The organism is Peribacillus sp. TH27 (assembly GCF_016650915.1).
GTDB classification, from domain to species: domain Bacteria; phylum Bacillota; class Bacilli; order Bacillales; family DSM-1321; genus Peribacillus; species Peribacillus butanolivorans.
This window is the reverse complement of record NZ_JAEKEV010000002.1, coordinates 4,250,917-4,269,462: the sequence shown is the minus strand read 5'-3', so window position 1 is coordinate 4,269,462 and position 18,546 is coordinate 4,250,917. Positions and strand designations below refer to the sequence as shown.

Sequence of the window (18,546 nt, the reverse complement as noted above, 5' to 3'; positions counted from 1 at the left end):
AGACATTACTTGTGATTATGCAGTCTGATCAGCTTTTTCAGCTGGCTTATCTTTTGCCGGCCATGCACGCTTAATGAATAATGCCAAAATCAGCGCCACAGCTGCGATAAAGGTAGACACAAAGAAGGAAAAGTTAATTCCATCCAACATGGCCTGCATCCCGATTTGGGTCTGCATTTGATTCATCATCTCAGTAGTAGGCTGACCTGTTAATTTGCTCATCGCTTTAGTCATAAGATCCTCACCAGTCGAAGCTGACCGGTTAGACATGACCGTAACAAGTAGTGCTGTACCGATTGCTCCGGAAACCTGGTTCAGCGTGTTATTCATGGCTGTACCATGCGGATTCATACGGGCTGGGAGCGAGTTTAAACCATTTGTCATGATAGGCATCATTGCCATCGACAACCCGAATGACCGGATTGAAAACAATAGTACTATGTGTGTATATGATGTATCCATTGTCAGCTTACTGAAGAAATACGTCGTAATCACCGTGATAAGCAAACCAAGAGAAGCAAGAATACGCGCTCCGAACTTATCAAAGAGTTTGCCTGTTATTGGTGACATAATTGCCATTAAGAGAGCACCTGGAAGCATCAATAATCCCGAATCGAACGGGGAAATACCTCGGACCGTTTGAGTGTACAACGGCATTAAGATCATCGCTGAAAACATTGCCATATTTAGTACGATCGAAATGGTTGCAGATAAAGCAAACATTGGATGTTTAAAAATCTTGAATTCAAGCATCGGTGTTTCCATTTTAAGCTGGCGTGTAATGAAAAGGACCAGTGAAACGGCACCAACAATTAATGTTCCGTATACCAAAGGGCTATCCCAGCCCTTGCTGCCTGCTGAGCTAAATCCATACAACAGGCCGCCAAAGCCTAAGCTTGATAAAATGACAGATAGAATATCAATTTTGATATCAACTTTTTCTTTCTTGTCTTTAAGTTTAAAGAAACCAAAAATTAGTATAAGTAAAGCAAGAGGAGTAATAAAGTGGAAAAGCATTCTCCAATCATAGTGTTCGATAATCCAGCCTGAAAGCGTCGGCCCGATAGCAGGAGCAAACATCATGACTAAACCAAACAATCCCATCGCCGAGCCGCGTTTTTCAACAGGGAAGGCAGTTAAAAGAACGTTCATTAATAATGGCATCATAATCGCCGAACCAGCAGCCTGAACCATCCGCGCGCCTAATAACAGCGGGAATACGTGTGCTACACCTGCAACAATCGTCCCGATTGAAAATAACAGCATGGCTGTCAAGAACAGATTACGCACCGAATATTTTCTTATTAAGAAGGCGGTTGTAGGAATCATGATTCCGTTCACCAGCATGTATCCTGTTGTCAGCCATTGGACCGTAGACGTCTCAATTCCAAGGTCTGTTTTAATTGATGGTAGTGCAATATTCAAAAGGGTCGAATTCAGTATGGATATAAATGCCGCGACCATTAAAATAATCAGGATACCATATGAGCCCTTTTTTTCAGTAATTTGAGCAGTACTCACTTTTTATCTATTCCTCCATTCAAACTAATAGTTCATTTTATTGTACGACTGGTATAATCCAATCTGCATAAAATCTATAATATACCTCTAGTTCAATTTTTGCAATAAAAATTTACTGGTTTAAATAAGGGTTTGTACTGTAATAGAAAATAGAGTACGATTACATTTATACAGGCAGTATAATGGAAATTAGGTGATTTGATGAATAATCGAAGACAGAATGTCATCGATACAGCTCATAAGCTGTTTATTGAAAAAGGATATCAAGCCACGTCCATCCAGGACATTTTAGACGGCAGCGGCATTTCTAAGGGTACATTTTATAATTATTTCCCTTCGAAGGGTGAATTATTTATAGCTATATTCCGTTCCTACCATAAGAAGATTCACCAAGCCCGTGAAGAACTATTAATTGGTCAAGATTTAGCCGATATTGAAATCTTTATTAAGCAGTTGGAACTGCATATGATGGTGAACAAACAAAGTAAATTACTTATCCTGATCGAAGAAGTGCGTGTGTCTAACGACGATGAATTAAAACAATTCATCAACCGAATCCAATTATTAAGCATACGCTGGGTGTATAGTCGGTTCCTCGATATATTTGGGGAAACCAAAAAACCGTATCTGTTAGATAGCGCCATTCTCTTTCTTGGGATGATGACCCACTTGAATCATTTTAATTATAAAGCCAAAACTATCAGTTCACCGGAAATAAAAGTCATCCGTTACTGCATGAACCGAATCGTCCATATAGTCAATGAGGTAGCTGAAAGCGGAGAGCAGATTCTTGACCCAGAGCTAATTGATACATGGATTCCTAATTTCAGGTGCAATCTTCATACCAGCCACAATGATCTGATGCAATCTACCTTGGCATTGAAAAAAGCAACAAACAAAGCTCTACCTTGCAGCGAAGATCGAGCCAAAGCAATTGAACTGATTGATTTCATCCATGAAGAGATAACGCAATCCAGCAAACCACGCCAATTTTTGATAGAAAGTTTGCTGAACACCTTAAAAACCCAATACGCAACAATTGCCCAGCAATATGTTGAAAATTTCGAAGAAAATATCAACTTCTGCTTGAGCCAATTAGAACAAGAAATATAAAGTCTGATGAAAATGAATGGGCTAACCTAAAAACTAAAGACAAAGAAAAAACAGTATGTTATTGAACACATACTGTTTTTTCTAATTTATGAAATGATGGAAAGTCGATTTATTTGTAACGACGGACGAATTATCTCTCTGAAGGTCGTATTATTCCTGGCCACGGACGAATTATCTCTCTAAAGGTCGTATTATTCCTGGCCACGGACGAATTATCTCTCAGAAGGTCGTATTATTCCTGGCCACGGTCGAATTATCTCTCTGAAGGTCGAATTATTCCTGACCACGGACGATTAATCTCTCTGAAAGTCGTATTATTCCTGGCCACGGACGAATTATCTCTCTGAAGGTCGTATTATTCCTGGCCACGGACGAATTATCTCTCTGAAGGTCGTATTATTCCTGGCCACGGTCGAATTATCTCTCTGAAGGTCGTATTATTCCTGACCACGGACGAATTATCTCTCTGAAGGTCGTATTATTCCTGACCACGGACGAATTATCTCTCAGAAGGTCGTATTATTCCTGGCCACGGACGAATTATCTCTCAGAAGGTCGTATTATTCCTGGCCACGGACGAATTATCTCTCTGAAGGTTGAATTGTTCCTGGCCACGGACGAATTATCTCTCTGAAGGTCGTATTATTCCTGGCCACGGACGAATTATCTCTCTGAAGGTCGTATTATTCCTGGCCACGGACGAATTATCTCTCTGAAGGTCGAATTATTCCTGGCCACGGACGAATTATCTCTCTAAAGGTTGAATTGTTCCTGGCCACGGTCGAAAAATCGGAGGTGTTTTGCATGTGCAGAAATTGTGCATTCATGTGAAGGAAAATGGTCAGTTGTGGATATCACTAAAACCAGTTTTCATCATCTGTAACCCACTTGCTATAAATTCCGTTTTCTCCATACACTCAGATACCCAACATTTTCCCACCCCGCTGCCACTGCTGCACTAAGATTTTCATCCTGCTCATAACCGACTAAATGCTTGCCTACATGATTTTGACTGATTACATGAACAATATCTCTCCATATGGATGCAGCAGCATTTCCAGAGGAAAAAACATTTGATACGCCAATCGTGTCTCCACTGCCATTAGCAATAAAACCAGCAGTTATTTCATCTCCTTCTTTTGCATATACAACAACATCAGGCTGAAATAAGATATCCGGTAACAGAATGCCGTTTAAACCGGAAACCGATGTCCAGCACTGAAGTTCCTCTTCTGAGATGATTCTCCTGTATGCTGCCTTTTCAACATCTTCAACAATTGCAGGTTTATGGTAAATCCAACTGGCTTCATATAAAAGTTCAAAGTTATCTCCTAGTTTTAAGGATGAAAAACTGTCTTTAATAAACTCTGCTTGTGAGTCCTCTATAAAATTAAAGAATTCATCGTTACATACATCATTACTCAATGTAATGACATCGGGATAATAGGTCGGAGCTTTTTTATCCAAACCCCAGAGGTTATTTCCACTCCTAATTCGACATCCATGAAGTTTACTTATAATTCCGCACCAGACAACATTGTTCATTACAGCTAATTCTTGTTTTGATGTCAACATAACCCTCCTCTTTATCTTCCTCTGAACAAACTACGCTTAATTATATTCGCTGTTATACATCGGAAAATCCTGTCAAACTCATATGTATAAAAAAAGTGTCGATCACTCTACCAGTTGAAATTTAGTATAAAAATAAGGACGCCTACTTCTATAACGCTTTTAAACTTTCCAGTAAAAGATAAATCCCTGTAAAAATTAAAAGGATATATGTAAATATTCTAAATACCCTTTGGTTTAGCCGTTTGAAAATAATTTGACCTATATACAAACCCAGAAATACAATTGGAATTGCATAAAGACTTGATTCCCATATTACTTTGTTGGTTCCAGTAAAGATTATTTGGGTTATGAGACTGATGAAATAAATAAAGAGATAAAATGCTAAGGTAGTTGCTCTTAACTTTCCTTTTTCAGTATCTGTTCCTGTAAAGTAAAGCAATAACGGAGGGCCAGGCATACCGATACTTGTCGTTAAAACACCTGATATCCCGCCAACTATGAAATCCCTAAATTGTGTTGGTTTAACCCTAAAATTGCCTATCAGTAACAATGTTAATATTAAAAGTAGTATGCTAATCCCTAATTTTAAAGCATTAATGTTAATTGAAACAAAGATTAAAACACCCAATGGTACGCCAACTATACTTCCTAATATAAATCTTTTTAATAGTATAAAATCAATGTCATTTCGTATCTTCAAAATTAATGATATTGAAATAACTAAAGATAAAATAATATTTATTTGTATGGCTTCTTGCGGTTGGAATAACATTAGTAAGAAAGGTGTCGCCATTATGGAAAAACCAAAACCTGTACTTGATTGCAGTATAGAAGCCACCAATACAATGCATATGAAAATTAGTGCAGTCCCCAAAGTACAAACCCCCTATTTTAAAAATTATCTCTTCTTTTCTTTGCTGTACTTTTTCTTTTTCTCTTCTAATTTCATATACCCTCTCGTTAGGTAATAGCTTACAATATATGTATCTTAATTAGAGGGGAACAATAAACCCAAACCCAATTTGAATTAACATCTTAAAACTAAAGTTTCATTATATAGTGCAATTCTTTAGGCATGCTTACTTTGGTATTTGTAACCGATGTATGAACAAGAAAGACCTTCATAATTGAAGGCCCTTCCTTTTATGTATCAATAAGACCATTTCTCATCATCTGTAACCCATTGATTTTTCTTTAAATCAAAGGATTCATAATCATCGTGAAGAGAAAAGTAGGCTGGCAATGTGATTGATTGTCCATCTGCTTTTTTCCAGCAATCTGCGACCCAAGTAGCAAACGCTTGTTTTTCTGCAAGGTTAAGTTCTTCTTCATTGTTTTCGTAGAAATCCCAAAAGTCATCTGTTTGATTACCTAACAGGTGGGTGTATCTTACATTTCCAATCATATCCAGACTGCCTGCAAAGATAGTAGAATCCGTACCCTCGTTAAAGACTTCATTAGCTTGTCTATCCATTGAGAACATAGTAATGGATAAGTCAAACTCTGAAGGGTCATCTACAAATGCTACAAAATCCAATAATTCCACTTTAGAGTAAATGGTGTATTTATGTAACTCCTGCATTTTTCTGATTAATGTTTCCGATTTTGCTTCAAGGTTTTCTTCTACTGACTTCATATAACTGTCGATCGTATAAAGTGATTTAACTTCTTCATCTTCTTTGATTGATTTTTCCTCATCTTCTTTGACTGTTTTTTCTTCAGAATTGGCTTTCTTGTTCTCAGCTTCACAACCCAATAGCCCTAATAATAATAAAATAGAAAATATAACAAGTGATACCTTTTTCAAATCTTTTCCTCATTTCTATAACTTTTCCAACACGATTCAACTTATTATAACAAACCTTATACCCAAAAGGTCTCTTCAGATGCATACGAAAAAAGTTGCCGAAGCAACCCTTTTTGAAGTGAAATTTTCCTCCGCGATTCAACATGTCTATGGCATTCCAACAAATTCTTCAATAAGCCATTTCTTAACAGATCGTAGACTAAAAGCTAATTTTCTGTTTCGATGGAATAACTGATTTAGCTAGCCATCTGTTTTTGTTGTTTATATGCATTGTATTTATTCGTCATTTTATGAATAGGCCTATTTTGTCCCCTACTTTAAAAATGGAGCATAATCCTAAATTCCCTCACAAAACAATTCTCAGTAATTATACGGGATACATAAGGAAAGACTAACCATTATTGCTATAAAAGGAGGGCCTAAAAATGAGTACGAAAGATAATGCTTTGTCCATATTAGCTTTAGGCGGAGTAAATGAAATCGGTAAAAACATGTATGTGATCCAATATTCAAACGATATTATTATTATCGACTGTGGTGCAAAGTTTCCAGATGAAAGTTTATTAGGAGTTGATTTAATTATTCCTGATATTACATTTCTGCAGGAAAATATAAATAATATCCGCGCTTTAATTGTGACTCATGGGCATGAAGATCATATAGGGGGTATCCCCTACATCTTAAAAAAAATAAATGTACCCATATATGCCACACGTTTAACACTTGGTTTAATTGAATTAAAATTAATAGAACATAGACTATTGGGTGATACTGAATTAATTCAGATTGACTCTGATTCAAAGATTAAATTTGGTAATTTAAATCTAGATTTTTTCAAAACTAATCATAGTATACCCGACTGTCTAGGAGTCACCATACATACCCCAGAAGGTACAGTGGTTCACACAGGGGACTTCAAATTTGATTTAACTCCTATGAATAAGCAATATCCTGATATTCATAAAATGGCCAGAATCGGGAGTGAAGGTGTCTTGGTTTTATTATCTGAAAGTACTAATGCTGAACGCCCTGGCTCAAGTCCTTCAGAGCATCTTGTTGGTAGCCATATTGAAGAGGCCTTTATGCAGGCTAAACAGAAAGTTTTTCTATCTACCTTTGCTTCAAATGTTAATCGCGTCCAACAAGTTGTGAACGCTTGCCGGAAGACAAACCGAAAACTCGCCTTATTAGGACGAAGTATGGTTAACGTCGTATCTGTTGCCATGGAGCGTGGGTACCTCGATATTCCTGATGGGATGCTGATCCAAGCACATGAAGTCGATAACTATGCTCCTGAAAGAGTCGCGGTTTTATGTACGGGAAGTCAAGGGGAGCCGTTTGCTGCCCTGTCTCGCCTTTCCAGTTCGAATTATCGCGATATGAGTATATTACCTGATGATACAGTGATTCTTGCCTCCACTCCAATCCCCGGAAATGAACGGGATGTTTCACGTATCATCGACAACTTGTTTCAGCTGGGGGCAAAAGTCATTTACGGATCAGGAAGTGTAACAGGCATGCATGTTTCTGGACATGCCTACCAGGAAGAGTTAAAACTCATGCTTACCCTGATGAAGCCTAAGTATTTCATACCCATTCACGGTGAATATAGGATGTTGCACCAACATCGAATATTAGCTGAGTCTGTCGGGGTAGAGAAGGACAATATTTTCGTTATCAATAATGGCGATGTCGTGGATATTGATAACTCGGTCGCCCTTCAAACCAGAAAAGTTCCTGCTGGCAATACCTTTGTTGACGGTATGGGCGTTGGCGATGTAGGAGAGATCGTACTCCGGGACCGAAAGCAGCTTTCTGAGGATGGGATGCTCGTAATTGTCATAACACTAAGCAAAACGGAAAGAAAAATAGTGTCAGGACCGGATACCATTTCCCGTGGATTTGTATATATTCAAAATTCCGAAGATCTCCTTAGACAGGTAAATCGCCTTGTCACGAAAACAGTCAACGAATTACAAAGTGATAAAATATACCGTTGGAATATCATTAAACAAACTATTAAGAAGGAAATAGGACAATATCTCTATAACCAAACGAAGAAGAAACCAATGATCCTTCCAATAATCATTGAAATTTAGCGTCAATCGAAAGCTCACAAAAATGGAACTCGACTACATATAGTCGAGTTCCATTTCTTCAATCAAGTTTCTGATTTACTTGCTTTTGCCACCATAACTGTTTTTATGATATTTGGTTAAAAAGATACCTCTACCATCCGCTAACTCCTTCAAAAACCACAGCCCATATTTTCCTTAAATGTCTCTTCTGTTAAATGCTACGTTCCTTTATTTGTTGCACAATTTTGTTTTGAAAACCAATAAATGAAATACTTTCAGATTCTTGCTCCCCGTATTTCCGTACATTTACTGCATCTTCTTTCACTTCTTTATCTCCAAGTACAAGCATGTATGGGATTTTCCCCATCTGTGATTCTCTGATTTTGTACCCTAACTTTTCATTTCGATCGTCAATTTTCACTCTTACTCCTAGACTCTTTAGTACTTTTTGAACCCTTAAACAGTAATCCAAATGAACGTTTGATACAGGGATAATTTGCACTTGTGTAGGGGCCAGCCATACAGGAAAAGCACCAGCAAAATGTTCAATCAGGATTCCAAAGAAACGATCAATGGATCCAAAAATCGCACGATGAATGACGACCGGACGAACCTTATCATTATTTTCATCTATATAAGTCAAATCAAATTTATCAGGCATTTGAAAATCAAGTTGAATTGTCCCACATTGATGGCTTCGTTTTAATGCATCTTTAATATGAAAATCAATCTTTGGTCCATAAAAGGCACCGTCTCCTTCATTTAAGTGGTAATCAATCCCAATATTCTCCAGAACATTTTTTAATGCTAATTCAGAAGTTTCCCAAAGGTAGTCATCACCTAATGAATCTTCTGGACGAGTCGAAAGTTCCACAGAATACTCGAATCCAAAAGTACGATAGACTTCGTCAATCATATTAAACACTTGTATAATTTCACTTTCGATTTGATCCTCCCGAACAAATATATGGGCATCATCCTGACAAAATGTACGGACCCGAAGCATTCCATTTAATGCGCCACTATACTCATGACGGTGAACTTGACCGAACTCAGCCATACGAATGGGTAAATCTCTGTATGAATAAAGATGGTTTTTATAAATAAGCATATGACCAGGACAGTTCATTGGCTTCATTGCAAATTTTGTATGATCGACTTCTGAAAAGTACATATTTTCATGGTAATGATCCCAGTGACCCGATTGTTCCCATAACCGTTGATTCATCATAAAAGGAGTTCGAACTTCGTCGTAATCAGCGCTAGTCTGAAGCTCCCTCGAGAATTTTTCCAATTCATTTCGCATGATTTGTCCTTTCGGTAAATAAAACGGCATTCCTGGGGCTTCCTCTGAAAACATGAATAACTCCAACTGCTTCCCTAATTTACGATGATTGCGTTTGGCTGCTTCCTCTAAGAATTTCAAATGACCCTGTAAATCCTTTTTCTTGCTGAAAGCCACGCCATACACCCGTTGAAGAACTTCATTTTGACTGTCCCCTCTCCAATAGGCTCCAGATACATGAGTTAACTTGAACGATTTTACAAATGATGTGGATGGAAGGTGCGGCCCCCTGCAAAGATCGATAAATTCCCCTTGTTTATATAGACTCAGTTTTTCATCTTTAGGGATGTTCTTTACTATTTCTAACTTGAATGATTCCCCATTACTCTCAAATAACTTTTCTGCCTCTTCATAAGAAACTTCGACTCTTTTGATTTCCAAATTTTCACTTATGATATTTTCCATCTCTTTTTCAATGGCCAGTAAATCATCAGAAGTCAAAGGATGATCCAGCTTAAAATCATAGTAAAATCCGTCTTCAATGACTGGTCCTATCCCTAATTTTACATTACCGTAAATTCTCTTCACTGCTTGTGCCATAACATGCGCTGATGTATGACGTAAAACATGTAATCCTTCATCCGAATCAAGAGTTAAAATCGCTAGTTCGGCATCTTTATCCAGCTTGAAACTCAGATCCACCAGTTGTTTATCCAGTTTCCCTACAACTGCCATTTTCCTTAAACTGGAACTGATGGACTCTGCCACACTTTCCACTGTGATCCCTTTCAGATACCCTTTTTGTTTCCCATCCGGGAATTGAATCATAATCATATCTCCACTCATAATACATACACCCCTTTTTAGTAATAAAAAAAACACACTCATCCCTATACAAGGGACGAGTGCGTTTTACTCGTGGTTCCACCCAATTTCCCATAAGTAAGATACAACTTATGGCTCTGGAGCTGTAACGTAGCTTAGACGATATCAGTTACTATCGTTCACTGATATAGCTCAAAGGCGGTAAATCATTTCCCTAAGCCAGGAAGTTCACAGCTACCCTTCCCTCTCTGAAGACCGTAAAAATGATTCATGTCCTTATCATGGCAATAATTTTATATAAAAAAAACGCACCCATCCCTATACAAGGGACGAGTGCGTTATACCCGTGATTCCACCCAATTTCCCATGAGTAAGATTACTCATGGCTCTGGAGCTGTAACGTAGCTTAGACGATATCAGTTACTATCGTTCACTGATATAGCTCAAAGGCGGTAAATCATTTCCCTAAGCCAAGAAGTTCACAGCTACCCTTCCCTCTCTGAAGACCGTAAAAATGATTCATGTCCTTATCATGGCAACAATTTCATATAAAAAAAACGCACTCATCCCTATACAAGGGACGAGTGCGTTTTACTCGTGGTTCCACCCAATTTCCCATAAGTAAGATACAACTTATGGCTCTGGAGCTGTAACGTAGCTTAGACGATATCAGTTACTATCGTTCACTGATATAGCTCAAAGGCGGTAAATCATTTCCCTAAGCCAGGAAGTTCACAGCTACCCTTCCCTCTCTGAAAACCGTAAAAATAATTCATGTCCTTATCATGGCTTTTTTAAATTCATTAGGTCATTATATTGTTATATATATTACAATAAATTTCCATAAGTGACAACATCTTATTATTCTTTTATCAAAAAAATTATAAAAAGCGACTTCCTGCGCAAAAAACTGGCATTCGTACAATAGAAATAAAAGATTTTATACTATGTGTATTTTAAAAGATTATCAAACCATTTTTCTTCCTATTTTAATTAATCATTACTTCCCTTTATTCATCGAATTCAATTCATCTTCAACTCTATCAAATCTGTTTTCAATATCTAATTGATTACTATTCTTTTTGTTAGAAATCGTAAGCAATTTCTTAATTAATAAGTAATGGCAACGACGAATAAAACGATAAGTGCAACAACGATAAAAAAGCATCATGAATGATAACATTCACAATGCTCGTTACGATACTGACTTTGAAATTCAGTTTACGTTTCCTATGCTGATTTCTCAAAATGACAATCTTTCAATGAAATTACCTTTGTCTTATGAAAAACCTTGTACCCTAACCATATCGCTAAAAAAATTGGTAAACCAATATAGGAGACTGCGACCCCATACCAGTCAATACTGCCGCTTAGAAACGCCTCGTAATTCTGCCCTGCAATGACAACTATACATAGAAAAAATGAAAGAATCGGACCGAATGGGAACCATTTTGCTTTGTATTTTAACTCATTTAAGTCACCGCCCTGTGCTACGTACGCACGTCTAAAACGATAATGGCTTACGGCAATTCCAATCCAAGCGATAAATCCCGTTAATCCTGAAGCATTTAATAGCCATGTAAACACATGATCCCCAAAAACAGATGTTAAAAAAGCTAGTCCTCCAATTATTGCCGTGAGAATCAAGGCATTCATCGGGATTCCCCTTCTGTTAACTTTAGCTAGAAACTTTGGAGCCTGATTATCTTTTGCCATCGACCATAACATCCGAGTTGATGCATAAAGCCCCGAGTTCCCTGCAGAAAGTAATGATGTCAAAACAACAGCATTCATGACAGAAGCAGCGAAAGCAAATCCTGCCCGTTCAAAAACGAGAGTGAAAGGGCTTACAGAAATATTTTCTACATCCCCACCTAATAAACTTGGACTCGTATATGGAATTAACAGCCCGAGTATCAAAATGGCTCCGATGTAAAACAATAAGATGCGCCAAAATACTTGTCGAATCGCATTCGGAACATTTTTTTCAGGATTCTCACTTTCGCCAGCAGCAATACCAACTAGTTCTGTACCTTGAAAAGAAAATCCAGCGATAAGAAAGATACTAATGATCGATAAAAATCCTCCCTTGAAAGGAGCCTCGCCCATGGTGAAGTTTTCAAATCCAATCACCTCTCCACCAAAAACGCCTAAGATTGTCAATAATCCAATAATGATAAAGAAAATAATGGCCACAACTTTTATTAGAGAAAACCAATATTCTGATTCACCATAACTTTTAATGGATAAAGCATTTAGCATAAAGACGAGTCCAAGAAACAATGCACTCCATATTATGCTTGGCACTTCAGGCAGCCAGAATTTCATGATGATGGCTGCCGCAGCTATTTCCACAGCAAGGGTAACCGCCCAGTTAAACCAATAATTCCAGCCAAGTGCAAAACCAAATGCTGGATCTACAAAGCGTGTCGCATAGGAGGAAAATGAACCCGATACAGGCATGTATGTAGCCATTTCCCCCAAGCTTGTCATAAGGAAATAAACCATGATCCCAATGCATGCATATGCAGCGAGAGCACCACCAGGTCCTGCACTTTGGATGGTTGCACCACTTGCCAAAAATAAACCAGTTCCGATAGAACCTCCAATTGCGATCATGGTCATATGCCTTGCTTTTAAGTTTCTTTTAACTGTCGGTTCTTGATTTTCAATGAGATTCATGTCCATTGGCTACTACCTCATTTTCTATTAAAATTAAAACTTTAAGAAATATTATAAGAGATTTGTCTTAACAGCAGTATTGTTGGTAATAGTAGAGTTCATTAGATATGAATAGTCTCCCACAACCTCTTTGCGGAAGACTATGTATTTACCCTTTTCTAACTGAAGGAAAGAACCTGATACGTTCACTACCAAGGTAACTTCACCAATTGAAGCTTCACTTTACTGGCTAAAAACAAAATAATTTCTTTTAAGTAAACGGGGCTTAGACATCAATTCATCATATCTATCTGTAGTGTGTTGATATTCAATTTCTTTCTCTGTCTCTTCCAATTAGTAACACATTGAATGGATGGAGCCCTGTTAATTTTAAATAGACATTGTTCCATCAGGTAACTCCCAATATACGTTATCATTTGTCTTCTTTACTTGCCAAGGCCACATAAGGATCATCCTGCAATTGTTCAATTCCACACCATTGAATTAAAGTAAGGGCAATAATCTCCGCTGTCGCGAACACATTGTCCAGTAAGATATATTCATTTGGATAATGGGCAACCTCTGTTACTCCAGGACCAAAAACAATTGCAGGCGTTTCACCGACATGAGTCAACAATCCTCCATCAGTTCCCCATGGAGAGGCTTCAATGACCGGATCTTGTCCAGCAACTTGCCTAAATTGATTGACGAGCGTATTCATTAGTTCATGTTCTACATCAATTGCCCCTGGAACCCAGCGTGCTCCGAACCATTCTAAAACGGGCGGATTATCCTTGAACCATTCATCAACTTCTTTGATCTGTAACAGCCAATTAGCCATTTCGTTTTTCGCCTGCTCCATCGTTTCCTCTGGCGCAACACCCATTCTACCTTCAATTTTCACGAGGTCAGGAACGGAGGAAGGCCAATTACCGCCTTCAATGACGCCTAAATTGATTGGAATCGGAATAGGTGTGTTCTGATAAAGCGGATCACTGATACGTGCATTTCGCTTTTCTTCCAGAGCACGAATATGATTTATTACGGTCATACTTTTTTCAATGGCACTTACACCTTCATACCTGGTTCCGCCGTGAGCTGACCGGCCTTTTACCAGAACTCGGAACCACATCGACCCCTGCTGTTTGGGAAAAATCCTCATATTCGTTGGTTCAGGGATAAGGGCAGCATCAGCTTTGTATCCCCTCAAGACGGCTGCTAACGTTCCGGCTCCGCCGCTTTCTTCTTCTATCACACTTTGAAATATGACATCTCCCTTTAAATGAATGCCATTTTCCTTTAATGCCTGCATAGCAAGGATAAGGGATACATTGCCTCCTTTCATATCTGTTACGCCGCGTCCAAACATTTTCCCATTCTTTATGGCTCCACTATATGGATCGTCATCCCACTGATCCCGATCACCATCCGGAACCACATCGATGTGTCCGTTCAAGATAATGGAGCGGCCGCCTCCAGTTCCCTTCATAATTCCTACCACATTAGGACTGTTGGAAAATTCGCTGCGAGGAGAATAGAAATAGGAATGCTTTTTCAGTTCCCCACCGTTAGGCTCCCAAATATCAACCTTCAGGCCCATTTCCTCTAGTTTTTGGGCGACGATAGCCTGAGCGTCTGCTTCATTTCCTTGGGTACTCGGTGCTTGCACCAACCTTTGCAATAAGTCTGTTCCTTCTTCCCGATGATCCTTGATCCATTGGTTAATTCGTTTTTTAAAATCCGGCACTTTTATCCTCCTTTTATACACATATTCTCATAGATTACTGAAAGTCCCATTCCACCTGCCATACATAACGTTACCATTCCGTACTTAACTTGGGAACGCAACATTTCATGCATCAGTGTGACTGTCAATTTTGCACCTGTTGCTCCTACAGGGTGACCAAGTGCAATTGCCCCTCCATTGACATTGACGATATCCGGATTCAAATCTAACTCCTTGATCACTGCAAGTGCTTGGGCAGCAAAGGCTTCATTAAGTTCAATCAGTCCGATATCCTCTAACGATAGACCTGCTTTTGCCAATGCCTTTCGAGTCGCTGGTACTGGTCCAATCCCCATAACTCCAGGTTCAACACCTGCACTGGCGAAAGCCTTAATTTTCAAGAGCGGTTTTAATCCCTTTTCTTCTGCTTGCTGCTTGGACATTAATAGTACAGCTGCTGCTCCATCATTCATGGGACAGGCATTTCCTGCCGTTATGGTTCCTTCATTTTTGAATACTGCTGGAAGACTGGCTAGTTGACTCAGATGAATGTCCTCGCGTACCCCTTCGTCTTGATTGAAGATTTGAAGCCCTTTTCGATCCTTGATTTTGAGCGGAATAATTTCTCGATCAAAGCGTCCCTCTTCCATAGCTTTCCAAGCCTTCTTGTGGCTTTGATAAGCAAATTGATCCTGTTCTTCACGACGGATACCATATTTTTCAGCCAGGCGCTCGGCTGTTATTCCCATATGCTCATTTCCCAAGGAACATATTAATCCATCTGCCAGCAGAGCATCCTCCATCGTTACGTTTCCAAATTTACCGCCCCATCTATTTTTCACGATATAAGGCACATTGCTCATGCTCTCCACTCCACCGGCAATGATTATGTCTTCTTGACCAGCAGCAATAGTTAATGCAGCATTGGTAATGGCCTTTAAACCTGATCCACATGCTTTGATTACAACGTGGCCTGGGACACTATGCGGGAAATTTGCCATCTGCGATGAAATTCGGGCCGAGTTAAGTCCGCCTCCATGGACATAGCCATGTCCGAAAATCACTTCATTGACCTTTTCTTTGCCTAATTCAGATTTTTCCATTAAGCCTTCCAATAATTGACGGCCTAATTCGGTAGCATTAACATTCCGGAGTGATTTTCCAAAGGATCCAACTGCCGTTCGCGCTCCAGCAACGATGACGACCTCATTCATGCTTCTTCCTCCTCTTACCTATTCAATGCTGTTGACAGTAGCCCCTATTTTCAACGACGCCTCTGTATTCGCAATCACATCATCAACTGTATAAGGTGTCATAACTTCCCTCAACACCAATCCCTCTTTTGTAACTTCCATGACAGCCATATCAGTAATGATTAAATCTACACTATGTCTTGCCGTTAAAGGAAGTGTGCATTTCTTTAATATCTTCGATTCCCCCTGCTTGTTTACATGATTCATCAAGACAATCACCTTTTTGGCTTTTTGGGCAAGCTCCATTGCTCCGCCCATCCCCGGTACCCGTTTGCCTGGGACAATCCAGTTGGCTAAATCCCCTGTTTCACTAACTTCCAATGCCCCAAGGATGGTAATGTCGATGTATCCTCGACGAATCATGCCAAATGCAGTTGCACTGTCAAAGTAAGAAGCCCCCATTACAGACGTAATCGGGAACCCTCCTGCGTTACAGAGAGCAGGATCTTCTTCCCCCTGATTTGGACTGGGGCCTGTTCCAAGAACACCGTTTTCCGCATGGAACAGCACATGGATATCTTGAGATAAATGATCGGCCACTAAGGTAGGGATGCCAATACCTAAATTGACGATTAATCCGTCATGGATTTCCTTGGCAGCGCGTTTGGCGATGCGATTTCGTACATCTACTCCCATGCCCATTTCCAATTCACCCCTTTTGTTGGAATCACCATATCTACATAAATACCTGGCGTGGCAATACACTCCGGATCCAATTCGCCTACCGGAACAATTTCTTCAACTTCTGCTATAGTAAAAGCTCCTGCCATCGCTACGAGCGGATTGAAATTGCGGGCACTCTTGTCAAAAACCAAATTCCCCAACGGATCTGCCTTTTTGGCATAGACGATACTCACTTCCGAGGTCAAAGCGGTTTCGATCAAATATTCCTTTCCGTCGATTACCATTTTGTCCTTGCCTTCTTCAGCTATCGTTCCAATCCCGACATCAACAAAAATCCCGCCCAAGCCTACTCCGCCTGCACGAATCCTTTCAGCTAATGTCCCTTGCGGAGAAAATTCCACTTGCAGCTTTCCTTCAGTCATGAGCCGACCGGCATTAGGATTAGATCCGATATGAGAGGCAATGACCTTTTTGGCTCTTTCAAGAGTCACCAGCCGGCCAATTCCAATATCAGGGAATCCCGTATCATTGCCAATCAATGTTAGTTCCTTAACGCCCTTGTCCAGGATGCCCTGTATGAGTGTTGGCGGAGTCCCCACTCCCCCAAACCCACCGTACAAGAGAGTACATCCATCAGTAATATACTCGAGTGCTTCTTCCAGGGTCACAATTTTGTTTTTTTTCGAAATGACCTGCTTCATATGGTTCCTCCTAAATAGCCTGCTTGTTCTCTATCAGACCTTCCGAGTGCAATTCATGCTGCAATTCCTCAACTGAAGCTTCCAGTATCTTTACAAGACTATCAATTTCTTCATTTGTAATAACTAGCGGCGGAGATATAATAACTGCATCACCCGCGATCCCTTCGATTGCGCCCGAAGCAGGATAGATCAACAATCCCTTCTCAAATGCCTTATTGACAATTCTTGTGGTTATGCCATCTTGCAAGTCGAATGGAGTTTTTGAACTCCTATTTGAAACAAACTCAAGTCCCAGGAGAAGCCCTTTTCCTCGTACATCACCAATGATGTCAAATCTCTCAGCCAGCCCATGTAATTTCTCCAATAGATACTGTCCTTTCTCTTCCGCTGCCTGAACCAGATTCATTCGTTCAATGTAGGCAAGCACTTCTAAAGAAACGGCAGCAGATAGAGGATTTGCACTATATGTGTGTCCAGCCATGATTGACTTCGAACCTTTTAAAATGGGTTCCATAACCCGATCACTAACCAAAGTGGCTGCAATTGGAGTATAGCCAGCGCTCATACCTTTCCCTAATGCGATGATATCTGGGGTAACTCCCCAGTGTTCCATGGCAAACATTTTTCCTGTACGACCGATTCCAGTCATAACTTCATCGGCGATAAAGAGAATGTCATAGCGTTCGCATATTTCCTTAATCCTTTGATAATAACCATCCGGTGGAGTAACAGCCCCAGCAGATGCCCCGATAATTGGTTCAGCGATGAAGGCGGCAATATTCTCAGAACCAAGTCTTTGAATGGACGTCTCTAATTCATTTGCACACTGCAGTTTACAGCCGGAAGATTCATAAGGGCATCGATAACAATACGGAGCAGATATACTAGGAAAATCCTCTAATAACGGAACAAAACGTTTTCTTCTTGACACATGACCGGACATCGATAAAGCACCCATCGTAATCCCGTGATAACTCGTCCAGCGGGAGACGATACGATTTTTCCGCTCAAATCCTTTTTCTTGCCAATGTTGAATGGCTATCTTCATCGCCGTTTCGGTTGCTTCCGACCCACTGTTCACAAAAAACGACCAATTTAAATCTCCTGGAGCTAACTCACTTAGCTTTTCGGCTAAAGTCTCTGCGGCTTCACTTGTAAAATGAGATCGGTATGCAAAAGAAACTTTACTTGCCTGCTCTGTCATTGCCTCAACAACATCTAATACTCCATGACCAATACTCGCCGTAACCGCACCTGAAGATCCGTCGATGTATTGTTTTCCATCCGTGTCATAAAGATATATTCCCTTCCCATGAGAGACAGTGGGATAGTTATGATCTAGAATGGGCTTAATTAAATGATTCCGCTTCATTTCAT

The 18,546-nt window shown here is 39.7% G+C and carries 13 protein-coding genes, 1 pseudogene and 3 other annotated features; of the genes and pseudogenes, 2 read left to right on the top strand and 12 right to left on the bottom strand.

The genetic code is table 11. The features are described 5' to 3' along the window. Positions 1-15: 15 nt before the first annotated feature. A complete protein-coding gene (locus tag JFU24_RS21910; RefSeq protein ID WP_201250958.1) occupies positions 16-1,464 on the bottom strand; it encodes a DHA2 family efflux MFS transporter permease subunit in 1,449 nt (482 codons plus the stop codon). 258 nt (positions 1,465-1,722) lie between these two features. Between JFU24_RS21910 and JFU24_RS21905 the strand changes: the two genes are divergently transcribed. Then, entirely contained in the window at positions 1,723-2,634 is a 912-nt protein-coding gene (locus JFU24_RS21905) for a TetR/AcrR family transcriptional regulator (RefSeq protein WP_201186476.1), read from the top strand. 891 nt (positions 2,635-3,525) lie between these two features. On the opposite strand, the gene JFU24_RS21900 is transcribed toward JFU24_RS21905, so the two are convergent. From JFU24_RS21900 to JFU24_RS21890, 3 genes are all read right to left on the bottom strand, one after another. After that, positions 3,526-4,206 carry a hypothetical protein gene (locus JFU24_RS21900; protein ID WP_201223235.1) on the bottom strand — a complete coding sequence of 227 codons (681 nt, stop codon included), beginning with the start codon at positions 4,204-4,206 and terminating at the stop codon, positions 3,526-3,528. A 151-nt stretch (positions 4,207-4,357) separates the two neighbouring features. Beyond that, a complete protein-coding gene (locus JFU24_RS21895) occupies positions 4,358-5,083 on the bottom strand; it encodes a sulfite exporter TauE/SafE family protein (RefSeq protein ID WP_201223234.1) in 726 nt (241 codons plus the stop codon). 276 nt (positions 5,084-5,359) lie between these two features. Beyond that, a complete protein-coding gene (locus tag JFU24_RS21890) occupies positions 5,360-6,016 on the bottom strand; it encodes a hypothetical protein (protein ID WP_242485383.1) in 657 nt (218 codons plus the stop codon). Between the two features lie 425 nt (positions 6,017-6,441). Here JFU24_RS21890 and JFU24_RS21885 point away from each other — a divergent pair, with 425 nt between their 5' ends. Continuing rightward, positions 6,442-8,115 (top strand): ribonuclease J, encoded by a 1,674-nt coding sequence (locus JFU24_RS21885; protein ID WP_201250482.1) that lies wholly within the window; start codon positions 6,442-6,444, stop codon positions 8,113-8,115. Positions 8,116-8,305: 190 nt separating this feature from the next. Here the strand turns inward: JFU24_RS21885 and thrS are convergent, their stop codons facing one another. The 8 genes and pseudogenes from thrS to JFU24_RS21845 all read right to left on the bottom strand — a co-directional run bounded on the left by thrS (position 8,306) and on the right by JFU24_RS21845 (position 18,541). Continuing rightward, entirely contained in the window at positions 8,306-10,213 is a 1,908-nt protein-coding gene (gene thrS / locus JFU24_RS21880) for a threonine--tRNA ligase (protein WP_201250956.1), read from the bottom strand. Positions 10,214-10,273: 60 nt separating this feature from the next. Further along, positions 10,274-10,496 (bottom strand) — a binding site (T-box leader). 30 nt (positions 10,497-10,526) lie between these two features. Then, positions 10,527-10,747 (bottom strand) — a binding site (T-box leader). A 30-nt stretch (positions 10,748-10,777) separates the two neighbouring features. After that, positions 10,778-11,000 (bottom strand) — a binding site (T-box leader). 434 nt (positions 11,001-11,434) lie between these two features. Further along, positions 11,435-12,892: an amino acid permease gene (locus JFU24_RS21875; protein WP_201186495.1), complete on the bottom strand. Its 1,458-nt coding sequence runs from the start codon at positions 12,890-12,892 to the stop codon at positions 11,435-11,437. A 216-nt stretch (positions 12,893-13,108) separates the two neighbouring features. Further along, positions 13,109-13,339, bottom strand: a pseudogene (locus tag JFU24_RS21870) (YokU family protein). Then, complete coding sequence (locus JFU24_RS21865; RefSeq protein ID WP_201223228.1) at positions 13,299-14,612, bottom strand: peptidase; 1,314 nt, start codon at positions 14,610-14,612, stop codon at positions 13,299-13,301. The pseudogene JFU24_RS21870 and the gene JFU24_RS21865 overlap by 41 nt, the downstream one beginning before the upstream one ends. A gap of 2 nt (positions 14,613-14,614) precedes the next feature. Then, a complete protein-coding gene (locus JFU24_RS21860) occupies positions 14,615-15,805 on the bottom strand; it encodes a thiolase family protein (protein WP_201250481.1) in 1,191 nt (396 codons plus the stop codon). 18 nt (positions 15,806-15,823) lie between these two features. Further along, the gene (locus JFU24_RS21855; RefSeq protein ID WP_201223224.1) at positions 15,824-16,486 is read right to left on the bottom strand and encodes a 3-oxoacid CoA-transferase subunit B; all 663 of its coding nucleotides are present in this window, start codon (positions 16,484-16,486) and stop codon (positions 15,824-15,826) included. Further along, positions 16,471-17,169, bottom strand: coding sequence for a CoA transferase subunit A (locus tag JFU24_RS21850; protein WP_201250480.1), 699 nt, complete (start codon positions 17,167-17,169; stop codon positions 16,471-16,473). Before JFU24_RS21850 ends, JFU24_RS21855 begins: the two co-directional genes overlap by 16 nt. 10 nt (positions 17,170-17,179) lie before the next feature. Then, positions 17,180-18,541, bottom strand: coding sequence for an aspartate aminotransferase family protein (locus tag JFU24_RS21845; RefSeq protein WP_053347555.1), 1,362 nt, complete (start codon positions 18,539-18,541; stop codon positions 17,180-17,182). Positions 18,542-18,546 lie beyond the last annotated feature (5 nt).